This window comes from Arcicella sp. GW821-FHT09D11, from assembly GCF_059416265.1.
This window is the reverse complement of the sequence record NZ_JBWKOV010000003.1, coordinates 470,574-488,846: the sequence shown is the minus strand read 5'-3', so window position 1 is coordinate 488,846 and position 18,273 is coordinate 470,574. Positions and strand designations below refer to the sequence as shown.

Genomic DNA, 18,273 nt, shown 5'->3' with positions numbered 1-18,273 from the left:
ATGTACGAAAGAAAGATTCCAATAACCTTAAATTGTGGGCTCGACCTAATCGCTGAAGTTTTGTATGGCAAATGGAAAATCAGGATGCTATATTTTATTTCGGAGGGCTGTATTCGTCCAAGCGACTTGCAAAGGAAAATACCTGATGCAAGTAGAAGAGTATTAAATATGCAGTTGAAACAATTGGAAGAACACGAATTAGTAACCAAAACTATCTATCCGCAATTGCCTCCTAAAGTGGAATATCGTTTAACTGATTTTGGTGCATCGTTGATGCCAATTATCAATATGTTGGGCCAATGGGGTGACGAACACCAAGAACGATTGCGCAGTGTTATCGAAAAACAGCATCATAACCAACTCTTGGAAGCGGAGGAATAAGCATTAACAAAGTGTAAAAACATGATTTTTTCCTATTAGCAATCAATCAAAAACAACATCTCAATAAAATGAAAACAATATGCTCTTTTCTCTTTATTGTTAGCTCATTTTCAACTTTTTCCCAAGCAAATTGTCATAATGATATTTTGAATGGGGAAAAGATTTATGAAGAAAACAAAAAAAATGTATTTCTCTCATATGATTTTTCGGATTTGTGGAGCAAGACAGATAATTATAACGTATTGGGTGTGCTAGGAGATGATTTTCAACGTATTAAGGTAAAGGTTCTTGCTGTTGTTAAAAATACCAATAATCCAGAAGAGTATTTTGTTTATGGGAAATCAAATGTAAAAGGGAATGTCTGTGATTTTATTGGTAAAATAGTCATCGAGAAAATTCAAGAGACTAAGCGAGAGCAGTTTGGTGTTGATAATCAAGCAAAAGATGCTGGCATTAAAACACAAGGGCTATTAATAGCTAAATATGAATTCTTTGAAAATAAGAATCAACCACATACAGGTATTTTTGCGGGACAATTACACACAAAATGGTACATTAATAAAGATAACCAAATAAAGTATGATGACATAAACTTGCTTTCAGATGGATATTTTAATAATGCTTTTGAAGGTACTTGGACAATGTATAATGCTCAAAAATCTAAAATTTGTAAATGGGCAGATTATCGAGTACCTAATATTACCTGTGACTTTGATTTAGGAGCAGGAGAGTTTAGTCCCAACGAAAAATATTTTGATAAAGGATGGTTGAGTTATGCGAAGGCTTTTCTATCAAATGATGAGCAATATAAAAATGAAGAGTTTGCCGAATGGTGGAAATAAATGCTAAGCTAAGGTGTTCAAATAATATAAATGGATAGTAAATTGTATTAACCTATTAAAACTTTAGTCATTACTCAGATGAGTACGTCTCTACTGCAACTCGATATTATTCACACTGGCATTGCTACCTTAGCACTACTTATTGCAGGTATTGCTTTGTGTAAAGAAGGGTTTATTAAACCCTATCATACACTGGGCAAAGGTTATAGCGTATTAACGGCAATTGGTTGTATCGGTTCTTTTGGGCTTTCTGAAAGTAAAAGATTTACCTCTCTTGGTTATGTTATATTTATTTTGATACTTGGTTTATTATCAATCGCTTATTATTTAGGAGAAAATGTGCTTGCAAAAAGTAAAGCCATTTATCTACAAACTTTTTGTATGTCTACTACAGTTTTTCTATTATTAATTCCTACAGCCTATGAAATTCTTTCACGCTTACCTGTCGGTCAACCAATAGTCGATAGTCCTGATTCGCCCATTATACAGAGTTTGATAAAAGTTAGTTTTGTCTTTTTAATAACAGGACTAATCATTCAAGGTTTAAAACTAAATAAAGTTAGTTAATAGCCTAGCATCTTTAAATTTTCCTAAGAAAGTTTTACTTTATTCTTTTGATTTGAAGCTGTTAGCCTATTTAATTCCACTGTTTTTATTTAGCTCTTCCAGAATATCGTTAGCCATAATCGTCATGTTCTTTTTATTCATTGTTTCGTTGACAAAAATGATAATGCCTGTTTTATATTTGGACGAAAACTTACAAATACTATTACAGCCCCAACCCGTTCCTAAATGATAGATAGTGTTGTTTTGTTCATCCAATCGCCAAGCTAATGCCATTGCATTATTGTTATCTTCAAAGGTTTTCTGGTGCGATAGTTTTATAGCCTCGTTGATTGCTAAGATATTTGCTTGGATATATTTCAACATATCGTCGGTAGTACTGCATAAACCTGGGCCTGTAGTCATGTCTTCAATGCTTTTTGTACGGCTCACAATTGCTTCATCTTGCTTGCCGAAAGCATAGTTTTTCCATTCCGTGATATTTAATAATTCTTTGGTAGTACCAAGACTTAAAGGTTTATTGAAGTATTGGTTAATCAGTTCTTGAAAAGGCTTTTGATACACATTTTCAAGAATTAATTTCAAGAGTGTCATTCCACTTCCAGAATAACTGTATTTGTAGCCAGGTAAAGTGTCAAGTTTAATAGTATATAAATCTTTATAGAATTCCTCACGATTATATCGCTGTTTGAATACATATTTTTCCTCTTGATTCATGCTTTGCCAATTATTGGGAAATTTACAAAGTGATTCAGGTAGTCTAGCTGTATGGTTAGCCAGATGTACCAACGTGATAGGATAATTATTGAATTGGAGATTAGGATAATTACCTTTTAGGTATTTTCTAATATCATCCGTTAACTGTACTTTATTCTCCTTTACAGCTTGGGCTAGTAGTATTCCAACAAATGTTTTCGCAATGGAACCCATTGCATAAATGGTTTTGTTCGTTGGCAATTCATTTACTCCCTTTTTTACAGTGCCATAATTATAAAAATATTTTTTCCCGTGTTGAATAATGCCGACGGATAATCCTACAGCATTAGAATCACTCATATAAACATTTGCATATTTATTGACAATAGCGTCTAATCGATTTTTAGGTAGTTGGGCATTTACCCTAGCAAGGCAAGCAATTAGCAACAGTATTATTAAAAATATTTTTTTCATGATGTTGATTAAAGTAGTGAGATACATTATTTCCAAATAGGTACATTTATAAAGCTATCATTATACCATTTTATTTTTAGGGGTTCTTTGGCATCAGCTATTGTTTCATCACTCACATCTTTCCCAGTTCCATAATTGATTTGAGCAAAGGAGTTTTTATCAATATTTAATACTACTAGCAATCTACTACCTTTACTTAGCTGACGACTTACCAAGCGAGTATTGGAAAACGGAATGCTTTCCACTTTATTAGGCGTTAAAAGATTTCTAGAAGTAATATCTTTGGCATAGCTTGCTCGTCCTAAAAAATAGCTTAATTCAAAATATTCCCCATTGGGCATCACCTCGTATAGTACCACCCCGATATCCATATCTTTTTTATTAATACTAGCTTTTATTTCCCCACTGAATGCCCCAGCAATTGAAATAGATTCTTTGAATGGCTCACTCAAAAAGAAAAAACCATTAGAAGTATCAAGCTCTTTGCGGATAATTGGGTCGGGATAATAGTCGTTGTTACTGGTAGTTCTGTCAGCTAAATCTATTTCCTGAAAAAGGTAATTATGTTGCTTAGGCTTTTGTTGCGTTAGAAGATAATCTTTCCCAGATTTGATGTTGGTAAGGTATAACTGCAAAGTATTGTTACTCATTTTTTCTAATGAGGGAGCATGTTTCCATTCATTAGCACCCATTACTTCATAATTTATTTTATCCTTTAAAATTTCTGGCTTTTTACCATCTTTAAGAATGTAATCAAACCATTCGTAAGTGATTTGTTTTGTATTGATTAAGGCAACCGAGTCTACTTGATAACCTTGCAAAACAGCTTCACCGCCTTTTTGTGCACCAAAATGGCTATACGGACCAATAATTAAATAATGATTAGCATTTTTATTGTATTTATAATGCTCTTTGAGGTAATACAATCCTGAAATCTGAGAGTCATTGTAGTAGCCATCTATCGATAAAACAGGAATGTTAATATGGGCAAATTCATCTTTGTAGGGAACCATGTCTTGCCAATATTTATCATAAGCAGGATGTTGGAGCCATCGTTGTAAATGTTTATTAGGAGTACCTTCTAAACTATCTATTTTTCGGTATGCCACACCGCTTTCCCACCATTTATTTTGCATGGCTCTCCAGCGAGGTCTGTTATTGCCTACAAGCGTATCAAGGTATTTGTTGTTGGAAACATAAAATGCCCACTCATAATTTGCATTCAAGAATACATTATTTTCCATCGGTAACCCCATTCCTGGTCGGTTAGCTACATACGGCACAATGGTTTTTAAGGCTGGATGCATTTGTTTAGTAGCTGCCCACTGGCTAAAGCCATTATAGCTCCCTCCATACATTCCGATTTTACCATTGCACCAAGCTTGATGACTAATCCAATCAATTACATCATAGGCATCTTTACCGTCGTATTCATAAGGGGTTACTTCATCGGGACTAAGTCTTTTACCCCTCGTATATGCTATTACACCCACATAACCTTTATCTACTGCTTCTTTAACACTCTTAATATCTCTACTACGGGCATAAATCGTGAATTGTAGGATAACTGGTTGTGGTTTGTCATTATCTTTTTTACGTACAATAATGGCTGAAATAAAAGCGCCATCTCTGGTTTTTATCAGCACACTGTCCTCTATATGATATACGTTGTCTGCTAGATTTGTTTGAAATGCGGAGGATTTAGAACCTATTAGAAGCAAGCAAAGGATGATAAAAATATGTCTCATCAAAATCGTCGGTTTAGGGAGGTAAATATTCATGTTACTAGGCATTACAAACAAATGATTCACATTAGTACTGAAATGTTGCATGATTCAGCGTTGACCAACAACTAACCAATCATAAAAACTATCGTACAAAATTCAAATACTTTTTCAGGAATACAAATATGTCATCAAACCGAACAGTTGTGTACTAAAACCGTACACCTGTGGAAAAGGTATTAAATTGTAAGTGTCTGATAATTAATATTTTATATTTTTTGGCACAGTTCTGTTAATACTATTAGCATAATCGGAAAGATTAATCTCAGAAAATTTAATTTAAATAAACAGGAACTTTTAATTTCTAAACAACAAAAAAATGAAATCAATCGTAAAAACTTTCGCCATTGCTTTATGTTCAGTATTGTCATTCTTTGCTAATGCAACAGACAAAAACGAAGCTACTAATACTCAGAAAACTTTTGCAGTAGGGATGTATCAAACAATTAATACATTACAAATGAATATATTGATTGAAAAGCTTGAAGGTAAAAATTTATCAATTTCTCTGAAAAATGAAAAAGGAGAAGTATTGGCTAACGAGCGTGTTGGTAAAAAAGGAACTACCTATCGTGGTAAATTTGATTTAAGCGAATTGGAAGATGGTAAATATAGTTTTGAAATTACCGATGGTGCTACTAAAATTGTTAAGACTGTAAATGTAGGTACAGTATCACCAGAGCCAGCTACAACAGATCGCTTTATTTCGATGAACTAGTAGCAAAGTTTGAATAAAAGACATTGCTGAAACCTCTAAACTTCAATAATAAAGGGAAGATTAAAAAGTTTACTTTTTAATCTTCCCTTTTTATGTTAGATAACATTCATTTCTTCATCTTTCCTCCAGAATAACTCAATACTTCTTGCATGATTCTAATCAACTATTTGCAATTATTGCAAATAGTTGATGTTTTTAGTGTGAAATTATCTATTTTTCTGCTTTTATTGCGGTGTTTTTAAGGAGATTATGGTTTTAATATCGATTTCTTATAAAAAAGGATATAAAATCTGTATTTAATCACTATTTTTCCTACTCGATTCAATAATACTCTTCAACCAAAAAAATCATTTAATAAATGCTGGACTTTCAGATTAAAGAACAATCAACAGTATATGATGTCGTTATCATTGGCTCGGGTGCGGGCGGTGGTATGGCAGCTTATGAACTGACCAAAGCAGGAGCAAAAGTTTGTGTACTAGAAGCAGGTCAATATTATGACCCTGCCGACCCAAAATATATTACACAACTAAAAAGTCCTTGGGAATCTCCTCGCCGTGGAGCATCTTCTACGCGTGCTTTTGGTGATTTTGATGCTGCTTATGGTGGCTGGGATATTGAGGGAGAACCTTATACTCGTAAAGATGGCACTAAATTCGACTGGTTCCGTTCTAGGATGTTGGGAGGAAGAACCAATCACTGGGGTAGAATTTCCCTTCGCTTTGGTCCTGATGATTTCAAAAGAAAATCTATTGATGGTTTAGGAGAAGATTGGCCAATTGGTTATGACGATGTAAAGCCATATTACGATTATGTAGATAAACTAATTGGTGTGTTTGGTACGAACGAAGGAAGAAGAAATGACCCAGATGGATATTTTTTACCTCCTCCGAAACCACGTTTGCATGAATTAATGTTAAAGAAAAGCGCTACCAATATTGGTATTCCAGTAATTCCGTCACGTCTTTCAATCTTGACAAAGCCTATTAATAAAGACCGTGGACAATGTTTTTATTGTAGTCAGTGTAATAGAGCTTGTCAGGCGTATGCCGATTTTTCTTCTTCATCAGTATTGATGATTCCAGCGATTAAAACAGGAAACTGTACGTTGATTACCTACGCAATGGCTCGTGAAGTATTGACAGACCCAACTACGGGTTTAGCAACGGGCGTATCGTATGTGGATACTCGTACAATGACCGAGAAAGTTGTAAAAGGTAAAATAGTAATATTAGCAGCCAGTGCAGGAGAAACAGCTCGTTTGTTATTAAACTCAAAATCTGCTCGTTTCCCGAATGGATTGGCTAATTCAAGCGGTATTGTAGGGCGTTATATCAATGACTCTACGGGTGCCTCTCGTTCGGCGATTATTCCTGCCTTGTTTGATAGAAAACGTTATAATGAAGACGGAGTAGGAGGGATGCACGTTTATACACCTTGGTGGGGAGATAACAAAAAGCTGGATTTCCCAAGAGGCTATCATATTGAATATGGCGGAGGTATGGGTATGCCTGCTTACGGTTTTGGATGGGGTATTGAAGGAATCAATGAAAAATTCCCTACACGTGAAGGTATCAAAAAAGCAGCGGGTGGTTACGGGGCTTCATTGAAAGAAGATTATCGTCGTTTCTATGGAGCATATATCGGTATGGCTGGTAGAGGAGAACCTATACCAGATTATAATAACTATTGTGAAATAGACCCTACCGTTGTTGATAAGTACGGTATTCCTGTATTACGTTTCCATTACAAATGGTCGGACTACGAAATCAAGCAAGCTAGACACATGCAGGAGACTTTTGAACAGATTATTACTGAAATGGGTGGTACACCGCTTGGTAAAAAGCCAGATGCAAGTACAAACTATGGCTTAGCAGACCCAGGAAGAATTATCCACGAAGTAGGAACGGCTAGAATGGGTAAAGACACTAAGACTTCTGTATTAAACGCAAACTGTCAGGCACACGATGTGAAAAACTTGTTTGTAGCTGATGCTGCACCTTTTGTTTCGCAAGGGGATAAAAATGCAACTTGGACAATCCTAGCTTTATCGGCTCGTACTTCAGAGTTTATTATTAACGAAAAGAAAAAAGGGAATTTGTAAGGAGGATTAAGCTTACATAGCTGATTTTCAAATTTTCAAATCATCAAATTTTCAAATTATTTTTATGAAAAGAAGAGATTATCTTAAAAATATAGGGCTTTCGTCACTGGGTATGGCCGTGATGAGCCAAGAAGCAGTAGCCATGGAGTTATTGCAAGGGCCAAAGCCTAAACCAAAAGCGAAAGCTACGGCTCCCGCAACGCCAAAATATAATTATGGTAGAACAGAAGATGAAATCGCTCGTGATGCTAAATTATTGGCTGAAAAATTCTTTACTGACCATGAAATGAAAACAATCACAGTGTTGTCGGATATTATCATTCCTGCCGATGAACATTCAGGAAGTGCTTCGCAGTCGGGTGTACCAGCTTTTATAGAGTTTATCGTAAAAGACCAGCCAACTTTTAAAACACCTATGCGTGGAGGTTTACGTTGGATGGACTCTGCATCTATTAAGCGTTTTGGAAAAGATTTTATTCTTTGTACCAAGAAAGAGCAGATTAGTTTAGTAGATGAAATAGCTTATACTAACGAAGCAAAACCTGAAGTATCACAGGGCGTAAATTTCTTTTCTTTGATGAGAAACCTAACAGCATCAGGTTTTTATTCTTCTGAAATGGGGCATCACGATATGGGCTATGTAGGTAACAGACCTAACAATTGGGAAGGTGTGCCCGAGGAGGTTTTGAAGCAATATGGTTTAAGCTACGATTCTTAAAATAAAAAATAGGTAGGGACGAATTGCATTCGTCCTATTCCTTTGCCATAAGGACGAATGCAATTCGTCCCTACCTATTTATATCTCCACACTCACAAGGTTTCTCACAATATCATCAAAAGTTTCTCTTTTGCGAATCAACTTTGCTTCACCACCTATCACCAACACTTCTGCGGGTAATAACCTTGAATTATATTGCGAAGCCATCGAAAAGCAATAAGCTCCAGCATTTTTCATTGCAATGATGTCTCCTGCCTTTACTTTATTCATTAAGCGTTCGCCTTGTTTTCCTTCTGGTGTCCATGAGAAAGTATCTGTTTCACATATATAACCCACCACTCTGTATTCGTCTTGTTCAGATTCATCTTCATTAGAAGCATTGAAAATATCATGATATGAACCATACATCATTGGGCGACCAAGGTGATTGAGTCCTGAATTTACACAAACAAAAGTTTTGATTGGGTCAACTTTTACTGTATTGGCAGTTGTCAAAAACGTTCCTGCTTCACTTACTAAAAACTTGCCTGGTTCAAACCATAACTGTAATTCACGACCATATTTTTTAGAGAAATTCAAGAAAGCATTGCTTAAAACTTCCCCTACTTCTTTCATATCCGTAACGATGTCGCCGTCTTTATAAGCCACTTTGAACCCACCCCCTAAATCGATAATCTCTAAATCTTTAAAGCTGAAAGCCATTTCCAAAATAGCACTTGCGGCTTGTGTAAAAGCATCAGCATTTTTTACATCAGAACCCGTATGTTGATGTAAACCGATAATTTTCATATCGTATTTTTCGACAATCGCCAAAATTTCAGCCTTCTGATGGATAGAGATACCAAATTTAGATTCAGGGTGAGCCGTCATGATTTTTTCATTACCGCCCCCAAAAACATGTGGTTTTAGGCGAATCAATGCCCCTTTGGTATTGCCATAACGTTGCCCGAATTTTTCCAACACATCCAAATTATCCAAATTGATTCTTGTACCCAATTCAGCCGCTAATTCAATTTCATCAAATGACACTCCACTTGGCGTAAAAGTGATTTGCGAACCTTCATATCCAGCCATCATGGCCAAGCGCAATTCTTCAGGAGAAACCACATCGATTTCTACCCCATGCTTTCGCATTAATTTCAAAATTGCCAAATTGGTATTGGCTTTACAAGCATATTTTATTTTGAGATTAACATTCTTGAAAGAATCACGAAGGATAGAGATTTTTTCGATAATTTTATCGGCATCATAGACGTATAATGGCGTACCGAATTGATTAGCTAAATCAGTAAGTTTGATGTTTTGGATTTGATAATAAGACATTTTTAGAATTAGGATTGCGGAAATCAGAAGGATTTATGGCTCTTTTAACTTCTCTTTTGTTTTTTTCTACGAAATAGAAGTGCAAAGATACGTAATACTCGCATTCAACCTTCTTGCCAATCGACTAAATAAATCTTAACTTTGAACTTAATATTTTGTATAAAAGTTAAGATTTAAAAGGTACCTCAGAAAATTAAAAATATATAATTAAGTTAAATTCTTGAAATCATGCAAGTAGAATTAGTTAGAATAGATGATGCCTTTCATTTTCAGGCAAATGGGATGTCGGGTGTGCCAGTAGATATTGATGCTGCCGAAAATATTGGAGGACATAATGCGGGTTCTCGTCCGATGGAATTATTATTGATGGGCTTAGGTGGCTGTACTGCTATCGACGTGATTCTAATCATGAAAAAGCAACGTCAAGTAATCGAAGATTTAAAGATTTCAGTTTCTGGTGAACGTGAAAAAATTGAAGGAACAGAAATGACGCCTTTCCGTAAAATCAATATTCATTTTCAATTCAAAGGAAATATTGTAGAAGATAAAGCCAAAAAGGCAATAGAATTGTCGATGGAAAAGTATTGCTCGGCCACAGCACAATTTAGGGGGTCGGCAGAAATTACACATACTTACACTATTGAACCTGTTTTGGTAAATAATTGAGTGAGCGATTGAGTGATTAATTTACTAATAATAAGTAAATTCAAAGAATCAACATTATTTAAAGTGTTTTTAACTATCATTTGATTTCAAACATTTAATGCACATATATATGAAAAAGGTAATTTTAGGTTTATCATTATTAGCCTTTGTAGCTAATGTGTCTTTAGCCCACGATAAAGATAAGGGTTCAAAATGTTGTAGTGCTAAAACGGCAGCTTCACACAGTAAGTCAAAATCGAAATGCTGTGCAGAAATGACTAAATCAGTAAAAGCTGAAAAGGTATCAGATAAAAAAACTGTAAAGAAAACAGCTTAAATAAAAGAGCGTGTTTCATTGAAAGGCTCATCAATAGTGTAAGAAGCTATTGATGAGTTATTTTTTATGTAATTTTGAATTTGCAAGAATATTTCTTCATGTCAATCTTGTCTTTTATCACAAAACTAAAGCTCATTATTCATAGCTTACAGCAAAAAAATGCAACAATATCATACTCTTTTAAAACATATTCTTGAAAACGGAGCAGAAAAAACTGACCGTACAGGTACGGGTACAACCAGTATTTTTGGTTATCAGATGCGTTTTAATTTACAAGAAGGTTTTCCGTTAGTTACTACTAAAAAAGTACACTTAAAGTCGATTATCCATGAACTGCTTTGGTTTATCAATGGCGATACCAATATCAAATATTTAAAAGATAATGGTGTAGGCATTTGGGACGAATGGGCTAATGAAAATGGTGATTTAGGACCAGTGTATGGTAAGCAATGGAGAAGCTGGACGGCTCCTAATGGTAAAGTAATTGACCAATTGAAAGAGGTAATCGAGACATTGAAGAAAAGCCCCGATTCAAGAAGAATTATCGTAAGTGCTTGGAACGTAGGAGAACTTTCTGAAATGGCTTTAATGCCTTGTCATGCACTTTTTCAGTTTTATGTAGCTGATAATAAATTATCTTGTCAATTATACCAACGTTCAGCAGATGTATTTTTGGGCGTGCCTTTTAATATTGCCTCTTATGCTTTATTAACGATGATGATTGCACAAGTGTGTGATTTGGAAGTCGGAGATTTCATTTGGACAGGTGGAGATACGCATATCTATTCTAATCACTATGAACAAGTAGCTACTCAGCTAGCTCGTGAACCACGTGCCTTACCAACCATGAAAATCAACCCAGCCGTAAAAAGCATTTTTGATTTTAAATTTGAAGATTTCACGTTAGAAAACTATCATCCATATCCTGGTATTAAAGCCCCTGTCGCGGTTTAGTATTAGTGGTAGTAAAGTATAACCTATATCTTTCCTAACCCCATCGGGGTGAAATATTTCGCCCCGATGGGGCTAAGAAAGGTTAATAAGAAGGATTTTTACTACCGATATTACGTTCCTAAAGGAACTATAAATCAATCAAAAAAGCGTTCAGAAAACTAATTTCTGAACGCTTTTTTGTAATGCTAAATTCGAAATAATACATACTTCTTTATTTATGCCCCATAATGGTATGTCCCATTTTATCTCTTTTGGTAAGCAAATAACTTTCGTTATGAGGATTTGAAGCAATTTCAATCGGTACAGTTTCTACAATTTCTAAACCATATCCGAACAAGGCTGCTCTTTTCTTTGGGTTATTAGAAATTAATCTGATTTTGCTCAATCCCAAATCTCTTAAAATAGAAGCTCCCACGCCATAATCACGTTCATCCATTTTGAAACCCAATTCCAGATTAGCTTCTACAGTATCGCGTCCCATTTCTTGCAATTTATAGGCTTTTAATTTATTAATTAATCCTATTCCTCTTCCTTCTTGGAACATATACAGAATGACGCCTTTGCCTTCTTTTTCTACAATTTCCATTGCACGGTGTAGTTGTTGCCCACAATCGCAACGACATGAACCAAAAATATCACCCGTAACACATGAGCTATGTACCCTCACTAAAACAGGCTCATCTTTTTCCCAAGTACCTTTAATCAATGCTAAATGTGTTTCGCCCGTATTGATTTGCTTGAAAGCAATTAGGTCAAAATGACCAAACTCAGTTGGCATATCAACGCCTATTTCACGTTTGATTAGGCTTTCATGTTTTAAACGATACTCTACTAAATCCTTAATGGTTACTAACTTCAAATCGAATTTATCAGCAATTGCTCTTAAATCAGCTAAACGAGCCATCGTTCCATCTTCATTCAATACTTCAATCAATACACCTGAAGGTTTAAAACCCGCTAGTTTAGCAAAATCCATCGCTGCTTCAGTATGACCTGTTCTACGAAGAACACCTTCATTACGTGCTTTCAAAGGGAAAATATGCCCTGGTCTGCCTAAGTCTTCTGGTTTGGTGTCTTCATCTACCAAAGCCTGAATCGTTTTAGAACGGTCGTGTGCTGAAATACCTGTCGTACAACCATGCCCTAGTAAATCTACCGAAACTGTAAATGGTGTTTCGTGCGTAGCAGTATTAGAACCAACCATCATGGTTAATTCCAATTCCTTACAACGTTCCTCGGTAAGAGTTACACACATCAAGCCACGTCCTTCACGAATCATAAAATTGGCTAATTCTGGAGTCATCGCTTCAGAGGCACAAATCATATCTCCTTCGTTTTCACGGTCTTCATCGTCGGCTACGATGATAATTTTTCCTTGGCGAATTGCTTCAATCGCCTCTTCGATACTATCTAATTTTATCTTTGACATTGTTTTCTTGGTAAAATCTTGAATCTAGGCTCAGAGGGTGCTTCGTCATTACAATTCACTTGTATTTTTATAACCTCAAAGGTACGTTTTTTTGTTCCTTTGCGTTAAACATTAAAGCGACTATTGGCTAAAATATCTCTTGTCTTCCTTAAGAAATACTCTTTTTGGCATAAGTCAGTCGTGCTGTTATTTACTGTTCTAGCATTTTTATTAAATTTAGGCTTGTTAATCAGTAAATAAAATCAATTTGTTATTCTTAAATTTTATAGCACAATTTTTGTAAATAGTTTTAATAAAAATAACCTTTTTAAATGAATCGAATTTTTAATAAATCAGCAAAAATATTGATTGCCTTAATCTTGCTAACAAAGATGGCTGTCAGTACGTATGCACAATGTAAAAATAAAGCTGAGCCTCCGGGAACGGTTTCAGGACAATTCAGTATCAATGGTACAAAAGTACAAGTAGTGGGTGATGGTGATGGAAACAATACTGCATCCAATAATATTCCAGTTAAAATTTGTGAAGGAGAAACGATTACGCTAAAAAATACAATTAGTGCTACGAATACTAATGGCGTAAACTATTGGCTAATGCCAGCAACTCAGTACAATGCTTTAACAGCGCCACCTTCTACACCCAGTACTGCCAATGCCAGTTACATGACAATCAGTGGTGATGCTTCCATTACTGTCAACACCTCATCTTCATGGTATACTGGCCCAGGTATCTATGTCATTACGCAAGGGGATAATTCGGGTAATGGAACTTCCAACGATTACCACCATGCTTGTCAAGTAATAGAAGTTATCAAGCCTAGTACTCCTAAAATTACTTACAGTGTGTGTAATGCTACTTTAATTAGGTTAAAATTAGAAGCTGACCCTAGTAATAATTATGACGAGTATGAAGTCAAGTTTTCATCAACAAGTAGCTTATTTAATCCTACTTTTAGAGAGAAACCTACGTCGTATCCGCATACAGTTTCAAGTGGCCCTTTCCCTGATCAATCTGATAGAATAATTACCATAAAAGGACAATCTAAAACAGGTACTTGTCCTGCTCCAGTGTATACTTCTCCGCCTATTTCGATGACGGGAACGATGATTAATCGTCCGTTAATTACTGCTATCGCAGGAACTGCTATCTCGAAAGAATACAAAATGACTGTTCTCGCACAAAAAACGATTCAACGTAAAGTGTATATCCGTGACCCATTAACGACGAGTACCTATGATTATACCAATCCATTGCTGACTTATACATCTACTGCCACTACGGTGTTTGATGATGTTACGGTAACTGTTCCTAATCAAGACAGGCAATATTGTTTTAGGACAGAAGCCTTGGATGCTGTTTGTCCTGCTACTATTTTTAATCCTGCCAATTTAAGTAATGAAGAAGTATGCACTACGCCAGCAAAAGTAGCCGTGATTAATAATGCCATTCAGGCTTCGTGGCTGAGAGCTTTGACAAACATTACAGGAGGCGTATTCACAGATTATCGTGTAGAACGAGTGAACGCTAATGGCACGATTGATAAAGTATTTCCACCTATCAGCAATATTTCGACACTGACTTTAACAGACCCTGATGTGGTTTGTGGAAAAGATTATATTTATAGAGTCATTACTAATTATGGACAAAAATCGACTTCCCAGCTTTTAAATATCCAAGCTACTTCTACAAAGAGTCTTACTAGAATAGCCAATGTTTTCGCAGATGTAGAAGCTACTGCTAAAACAATTAATATCAAGGGAACATTTTCAACAGGAACTGGCGAGCCGTCTCCCACTGATATGGTAGAATACCGTTATTATAAATCAACGTCTCTTAATGGAGCGTACCAATTATTGCAGTCAACTAGTCCTGCTATAAATTCGATAAAAGATAATAATGTTTCTATTGACAGCCAATCTTACTGTTATTACATGACTTGGAAAGATTTATGCAATAAAGAATCTGACCCTTCACAAAAGGTTTGTAGCATATTGGTGTCTTCGAGTGTTTCAGAGGTAGATTGGACTCCGCAATCTTCGTTTTCAATAGCGACAGATTATTATAGGGTAAACAAAGTTGACCCAAACACTGGAACTACCATGAAGACTTTGGCAGATAATCTTAAAAATGTTTATTCCTATAATACGATTGGTTTGCCAGATAGTGAGGGGCAAGAAATATACTTGCAGATAGAAGCCAAGCCTATTTCGGGAGGTATTACACAAAATACACATTCAAACATTGTACGTATTTATAGGTCATCGCTACTATTGAATCCAGATGCATTTACGCCTAATAATGATGGCATAAATGATAAATTTATCATTTATGGAAGATTCATCCAGAAACTGAAAATGACCATTTATGACCGATGGGGGAGTGTTGTGTTTTATGATGAAACCAATAGTTTTCCAAGTAATAGTCAAATAGGATGGGACGGGTTTTCTAAAAATGGGGAGAAGGCCTCGCAAGGAATGTATATTTATAAATTAGAAGTAGAAGATACTACTGGACAAGTAATTAATAAGGAAGGAACACTTTTTTTAACGTATTAATTGCCTTACAATACATCAACACATTTAAGCGATTAGCTAGCTAAAACAAGCTTAATTTTTGTGTTAAATGAATAGTATTGTAACTTGCAAGAGAAATTTATTAACAAAACCTAAAAGACTATGTTTGATATGATGGGAATGCTTGGCAAGGTAAAAGACCTTCAAGCTAAAATGAAAGAGGCACAAGATTCATTAAGTTCAATTATTGAAACGGGTGATGCTGGTGCTGGTATGGTGGTTGCAACGGTGAATGGTAAAAAACAGCTTTTGAAAATTGAAATTGATGAAGATTTGATTAAACCCGCTGACCGCGAAGTACTACAGGATTTAATTGTAGCTGCTACGAACAATGCTTTGGAAAATATTGAAGGTAAAATAAAAGAGCATCTTCAAAAAGCTACTCAAGGTTTGATGCCTAATATTCCAGGAATGGATTTAGGAAGCATGTTTGGACAATAACTTGTTCAGTTCAAAGAATTTAGGAATTTAACCAGTTTCCTTAAATTTTAATCACATTCCTAACTTCTATTTATGTCGTTAAAAATTCAGAATTTAGTAAAAGTTTACGGCACACAAAATGCGGTAGATAATATTTCTTTTGAGGTAAAACAAGGGGAAATAGTCGGTTTCCTTGGGCCAAATGGTGCTGGTAAATCAACTACCATGAAGATTGCAACTTGCTATCTTACTGCTACTAGTGGGAAGGTAGAAGTATGTGGTTATGATGTACAAAACGATGCGATGGAAGTACGAAAAAACATTGGTTACTTACCAGAGCATAATCCTTTATATTTAGAAATGTATGTAAAGGAATTTTTGGCTTTCGTCGGAGGACTTTATCAGATTAAAGGACAAAAACTACAGAATAGGATAGCGGAGGTAATTGATTTAGTTGGCCTACAACTAGAGCAAAAGAAGAAAATAGGTCAATTGTCAAAAGGTTATCGTCAGCGTGTTGGGTTAGCTCAGGCACTTATTCATGACCCTAAGGTATTGATTTTGGATGAACCTACTACGGGACTTGACCCTAATCAATTAGCTGAAATCAGAGGAGTTATCAGAAACATAGGCAAAGAAAAAACAGTCGTTTTTTCAACCCATATTATGCAAGAAGTAGAAGCTATTTGTGATAGGGTAGTAATTATTAATCACGGTAAAATAGTAAATGACAGTGAGCTGTCGGCTTTAAAAACTTCTGGAAAAACAATGGAAGAAGTATTCAGAAATCTTACAAACAGTTGAGTGATGGAATTATTTTCCATCACTTAATCTCGGAATTAACATCGGTACTTCTTGTTGATATTTTATATATTGCTTCCCAAATTCCTTTACTAATTTTTTCTCTTCAAAGTAAATTCCAATCCTGATATAAAATGTTAAGCTTATGGCAGTAACGAGGTACAAGGATGTACCAAAAAAGCCAAAAGTACCCCATACAAATATCAGTATACCCAAATAGAGCGGATGACGAACAATTGATGACAATTCATCAATCCTCAATACAGGTTTTTTAGGTGAACCTTTCAAAGCATCTGTTCCTAAAAACTCGGATAAATCATATTGTTTCAAGGCTGAAAAACCAAGGAATATACCTGACCCCATCATTAAGCCACCCAAAATTTGATTCATGATTGATTTTTCTAACAGTACTTCGGAAGGAGCTTCTAGCTGATACTTGATGATTGGTATTAGCAATATCACAAATACGATATTGTAAACAAGACGGTAATAAATAGAAAATCTTCCCAAAATAGGTTTGAGAAGATTTTTAAAGCTTTCAGAGGCTGTTAAGGTATGGAGTAAGCCATAGCTAAACCATAAAGCCATTAAAATAATTTCTGATTTCATTGTGTACTCAAACAAAATTTTATTTGTTATTCTTGAGGTTTACTTTCTGATTCTTCTGTAGGTTCTTCTTGGAAATCCGTGCTGTGGTTCTCAATATTGTCGCTACTGGTTGTTTTCTCTTCTTTATCAGCTGTTTTAGCGTTATTTTTTGGCTTTGGTTCTTCAAAAAATTGACCCTGAAAAATTAAAATCACCACAACACCACAGAATATAGAAGCATCGGCAAAATTAAAGATAGGGGTTGAATACCAAGTGCCTCCCCAGATAGGAACCCATTCTGGCAACCAACCTTGGTAAAGGTCAAAGAAGAACATATCAATTACTTGGCCATGAAACCAAGGAGTAGGCGAATCAGCAGGAGCATTATCGAAAATAACGCCATAGAAAGTACTATCTACCACATTACCAATAGCGCCTCCTAAGATAGCAGCAATACACCAAAGTAAGCCCGGATTAGCCTTTTTGCGTGCTAACGAAACCAGATACGCCCCGATTCCAAACATGGCAACAACCCTAAAAAGACTTAAAACAATTTTATCATATCCCTTTGGTAAAAAGTTGAGGGTCATTCCAAAGGCCATTCCCTTATTTAATACATAATGGAGTTTGAAAAAATCACCAATGATAGGTACTTCATTACCTTCGTATTCTAAATATTTATGAACAGCTACTTTAATAACTTGGTCAATAACAATAAGCAAAAAGGTAAGCCAGAAGTATTTATATGGGGAACGAAACATATTAAATTTGAACGATTGGTTTGATAAACTGATATAGATTGTTCGATATTACGTTTGCAATAATGTTTGCAAGTTACAAAATAAAAGTCACAAAGTCAGAAACCCTTAGGTTTAGTGCCTTTGTGACGAAATATTTAATCTAATATTATATATACAGCAAA

The 18,273-nt window shown here is 35.4% G+C and carries 18 protein-coding genes; 12 read left to right on the top strand and 6 right to left on the bottom strand.

Annotated elements, in window-relative coordinates; all coding sequences use genetic code 11:
• The 3 genes from AC07N0_RS12260 (at position 1) to AC07N0_RS12250 (ending at position 1,790) form a co-directional block, all read left to right on the top strand.
• Positions 1-381: a winged helix-turn-helix transcriptional regulator gene (locus tag AC07N0_RS12260; protein WP_494589385.1), complete on the top strand. Its 381-nt coding sequence runs from the start codon at positions 1-3 to the stop codon at positions 379-381.
• Positions 382-449: 68 nt separating this feature from the next.
• Positions 450-1,223, top strand: a complete 774-nt coding sequence (locus AC07N0_RS12255) for a hypothetical protein (RefSeq protein ID WP_494589384.1) — start codon at positions 450-452, stop codon at positions 1,221-1,223.
• A gap of 78 nt (positions 1,224-1,301) precedes the next feature.
• On the top strand, positions 1,302-1,790 hold the full coding sequence (locus AC07N0_RS12250) for a hypothetical protein (RefSeq protein WP_494589383.1): 489 nt from the start codon (positions 1,302-1,304) through the stop codon (positions 1,788-1,790).
• Positions 1,791-1,856: 66 nt separating this feature from the next.
• Here AC07N0_RS12250 and AC07N0_RS12245 read toward each other — a convergent pair whose 3' ends face one another.
• A complete protein-coding gene (locus AC07N0_RS12245) occupies positions 1,857-2,957 on the bottom strand; it encodes a serine hydrolase domain-containing protein (protein WP_494589382.1) in 1,101 nt (366 codons plus the stop codon).
• 26 nt (positions 2,958-2,983) lie between these two features.
• Positions 2,984-4,789 carry a CocE/NonD family hydrolase gene (locus tag AC07N0_RS12240; protein ID WP_494589381.1) on the bottom strand — a complete coding sequence of 602 codons (1,806 nt, stop codon included), beginning with the start codon at positions 4,787-4,789 and terminating at the stop codon, positions 2,984-2,986.
• Positions 4,790-5,060: 271 nt separating this feature from the next.
• Here AC07N0_RS12240 and AC07N0_RS12235 point away from each other — a divergent pair, with 271 nt between their 5' ends.
• The 3 genes from AC07N0_RS12235 (at position 5,061) to AC07N0_RS12225 (ending at position 8,281) form a co-directional block, all read left to right on the top strand.
• A complete protein-coding gene (locus tag AC07N0_RS12235) occupies positions 5,061-5,459 on the top strand; it encodes a T9SS type A sorting domain-containing protein (protein ID WP_494589380.1) in 399 nt (132 codons plus the stop codon).
• Positions 5,460-5,817: 358 nt separating this feature from the next.
• The gene (locus tag AC07N0_RS12230) at positions 5,818-7,563 is read left to right on the top strand and encodes a GMC family oxidoreductase (protein ID WP_492802991.1); all 1,746 of its coding nucleotides are present in this window, start codon (positions 5,818-5,820) and stop codon (positions 7,561-7,563) included.
• A gap of 64 nt (positions 7,564-7,627) precedes the next feature.
• Positions 7,628-8,281: a gluconate 2-dehydrogenase subunit 3 family protein gene (locus AC07N0_RS12225; RefSeq protein WP_494589379.1), complete on the top strand. Its 654-nt coding sequence runs from the start codon at positions 7,628-7,630 to the stop codon at positions 8,279-8,281.
• 78 nt (positions 8,282-8,359) lie between these two features.
• Here the strand turns inward: AC07N0_RS12225 and lysA are convergent, their stop codons facing one another.
• On the bottom strand, positions 8,360-9,604 hold the full coding sequence (gene lysA / locus AC07N0_RS12220) for a diaminopimelate decarboxylase (RefSeq protein ID WP_494589378.1): 1,245 nt from the start codon (positions 9,602-9,604) through the stop codon (positions 8,360-8,362).
• A 228-nt stretch (positions 9,605-9,832) separates the two neighbouring features.
• On the opposite strand from lysA, the gene AC07N0_RS12215 reads away from it, so the two are divergent.
• The 3 genes from AC07N0_RS12215 (at position 9,833) to AC07N0_RS12205 (ending at position 11,540) form a co-directional block, all read left to right on the top strand.
• Complete coding sequence (locus tag AC07N0_RS12215; protein WP_492802997.1) at positions 9,833-10,270, top strand: OsmC family protein; 438 nt, start codon at positions 9,833-9,835, stop codon at positions 10,268-10,270.
• A gap of 109 nt (positions 10,271-10,379) precedes the next feature.
• Positions 10,380-10,586, top strand: a complete 207-nt coding sequence (locus AC07N0_RS12210; RefSeq protein WP_494589377.1) for a hypothetical protein — start codon at positions 10,380-10,382, stop codon at positions 10,584-10,586.
• 159 nt (positions 10,587-10,745) lie between these two features.
• Positions 10,746-11,540, top strand: a complete 795-nt coding sequence (locus AC07N0_RS12205; protein WP_323252080.1) for a thymidylate synthase — start codon at positions 10,746-10,748, stop codon at positions 11,538-11,540.
• A 211-nt stretch (positions 11,541-11,751) separates the two neighbouring features.
• On the opposite strand, the gene AC07N0_RS12200 is transcribed toward AC07N0_RS12205, so the two are convergent.
• Complete coding sequence (locus AC07N0_RS12200; RefSeq protein ID WP_492803002.1) at positions 11,752-12,969, bottom strand: bifunctional 3,4-dihydroxy-2-butanone-4-phosphate synthase/GTP cyclohydrolase II; 1,218 nt, start codon at positions 12,967-12,969, stop codon at positions 11,752-11,754.
• A 311-nt stretch (positions 12,970-13,280) separates the two neighbouring features.
• Here AC07N0_RS12200 and AC07N0_RS12195 point away from each other — a divergent pair, with 311 nt between their 5' ends.
• The 3 genes from AC07N0_RS12195 to gldA all read left to right on the top strand — a co-directional run bounded on the left by AC07N0_RS12195 (position 13,281) and on the right by gldA (position 16,766).
• On the top strand, positions 13,281-15,524 hold the full coding sequence (locus tag AC07N0_RS12195) for a T9SS type B sorting domain-containing protein (protein WP_494589376.1): 2,244 nt from the start codon (positions 13,281-13,283) through the stop codon (positions 15,522-15,524).
• Between the two features lie 120 nt (positions 15,525-15,644).
• Entirely contained in the window at positions 15,645-15,983 is a 339-nt protein-coding gene (locus AC07N0_RS12190; protein WP_309920443.1) for a YbaB/EbfC family nucleoid-associated protein, read from the top strand.
• A gap of 72 nt (positions 15,984-16,055) precedes the next feature.
• Complete coding sequence (gene gldA / locus AC07N0_RS12185) at positions 16,056-16,766, top strand: gliding motility-associated ABC transporter ATP-binding subunit GldA (RefSeq protein ID WP_494589375.1); 711 nt, start codon at positions 16,056-16,058, stop codon at positions 16,764-16,766.
• Between the two features lie 9 nt (positions 16,767-16,775).
• On the opposite strand, the gene AC07N0_RS12180 is transcribed toward gldA, so the two are convergent.
• Positions 16,776-17,372 (bottom strand): methyltransferase family protein, encoded by a 597-nt coding sequence (locus tag AC07N0_RS12180; protein ID WP_494589374.1) that lies wholly within the window; start codon positions 17,370-17,372, stop codon positions 16,776-16,778.
• 26 nt (positions 17,373-17,398) lie between these two features.
• Entirely contained in the window at positions 17,399-18,112 is a 714-nt protein-coding gene (locus tag AC07N0_RS12175) for a lipoprotein signal peptidase (protein ID WP_494589373.1), read from the bottom strand.
• Positions 18,113-18,273: the final 161 nt, after the last annotated feature.

Coding starts and splice junctions, on each gene's coding strand:
- AC07N0_RS12250 (WP_494589383.1), top strand. CDS start 1,302: ATGAGTACGTCTCTACTGCAACTCGATATTATTCACACTGGCATTGCT.
- gldA (WP_494589375.1), top strand. CDS start 16,056: ATGTCGTTAAAAATTCAGAATTTAGTAAAAGTTTACGGCACACAAAAT.
- AC07N0_RS12235 (WP_494589380.1), top strand. CDS start 5,061: ATGAAATCAATCGTAAAAACTTTCGCCATTGCTTTATGTTCAGTATTG.
- AC07N0_RS12225 (WP_494589379.1), top strand. CDS start 7,628: ATGAAAAGAAGAGATTATCTTAAAAATATAGGGCTTTCGTCACTGGGT.
- AC07N0_RS12215 (WP_492802997.1), top strand. CDS start 9,833: ATGCAAGTAGAATTAGTTAGAATAGATGATGCCTTTCATTTTCAGGCA.
- AC07N0_RS12195 (WP_494589376.1), top strand. CDS start 13,281: ATGAATCGAATTTTTAATAAATCAGCAAAAATATTGATTGCCTTAATC.
- AC07N0_RS12190 (WP_309920443.1), top strand. CDS start 15,645: ATGTTTGATATGATGGGAATGCTTGGCAAGGTAAAAGACCTTCAAGCT.
- AC07N0_RS12200 (WP_492803002.1), bottom strand. CDS start 12,969: ATGTCAAAGATAAAATTAGATAGTATCGAAGAGGCGATTGAAGCAATT.
- AC07N0_RS12260 (WP_494589385.1), top strand. CDS start 1: ATGTACGAAAGAAAGATTCCAATAACCTTAAATTGTGGGCTCGACCTA.
- lysA (WP_494589378.1), bottom strand. CDS start 9,604: ATGTCTTATTATCAAATCCAAAACATCAAACTTACTGATTTAGCTAAT.
- AC07N0_RS12180 (WP_494589374.1), bottom strand. CDS start 17,372: ATGAAATCAGAAATTATTTTAATGGCTTTATGGTTTAGCTATGGCTTA.
- AC07N0_RS12210 (WP_494589377.1), top strand. CDS start 10,380: ATGAAAAAGGTAATTTTAGGTTTATCATTATTAGCCTTTGTAGCTAAT.
- AC07N0_RS12255 (WP_494589384.1), top strand. CDS start 450: ATGAAAACAATATGCTCTTTTCTCTTTATTGTTAGCTCATTTTCAACT.
- AC07N0_RS12245 (WP_494589382.1), bottom strand. CDS start 2,957: ATGAAAAAAATATTTTTAATAATACTGTTGCTAATTGCTTGCCTTGCT.
- AC07N0_RS12205 (WP_323252080.1), top strand. CDS start 10,746: ATGCAACAATATCATACTCTTTTAAAACATATTCTTGAAAACGGAGCA.
- AC07N0_RS12240 (WP_494589381.1), bottom strand. CDS start 4,789: ATGCAACATTTCAGTACTAATGTGAATCATTTGTTTGTAATGCCTAGT.
- AC07N0_RS12175 (WP_494589373.1), bottom strand. CDS start 18,112: ATGTTTCGTTCCCCATATAAATACTTCTGGCTTACCTTTTTGCTTATT.
- AC07N0_RS12230 (WP_492802991.1), top strand. CDS start 5,818: ATGCTGGACTTTCAGATTAAAGAACAATCAACAGTATATGATGTCGTT.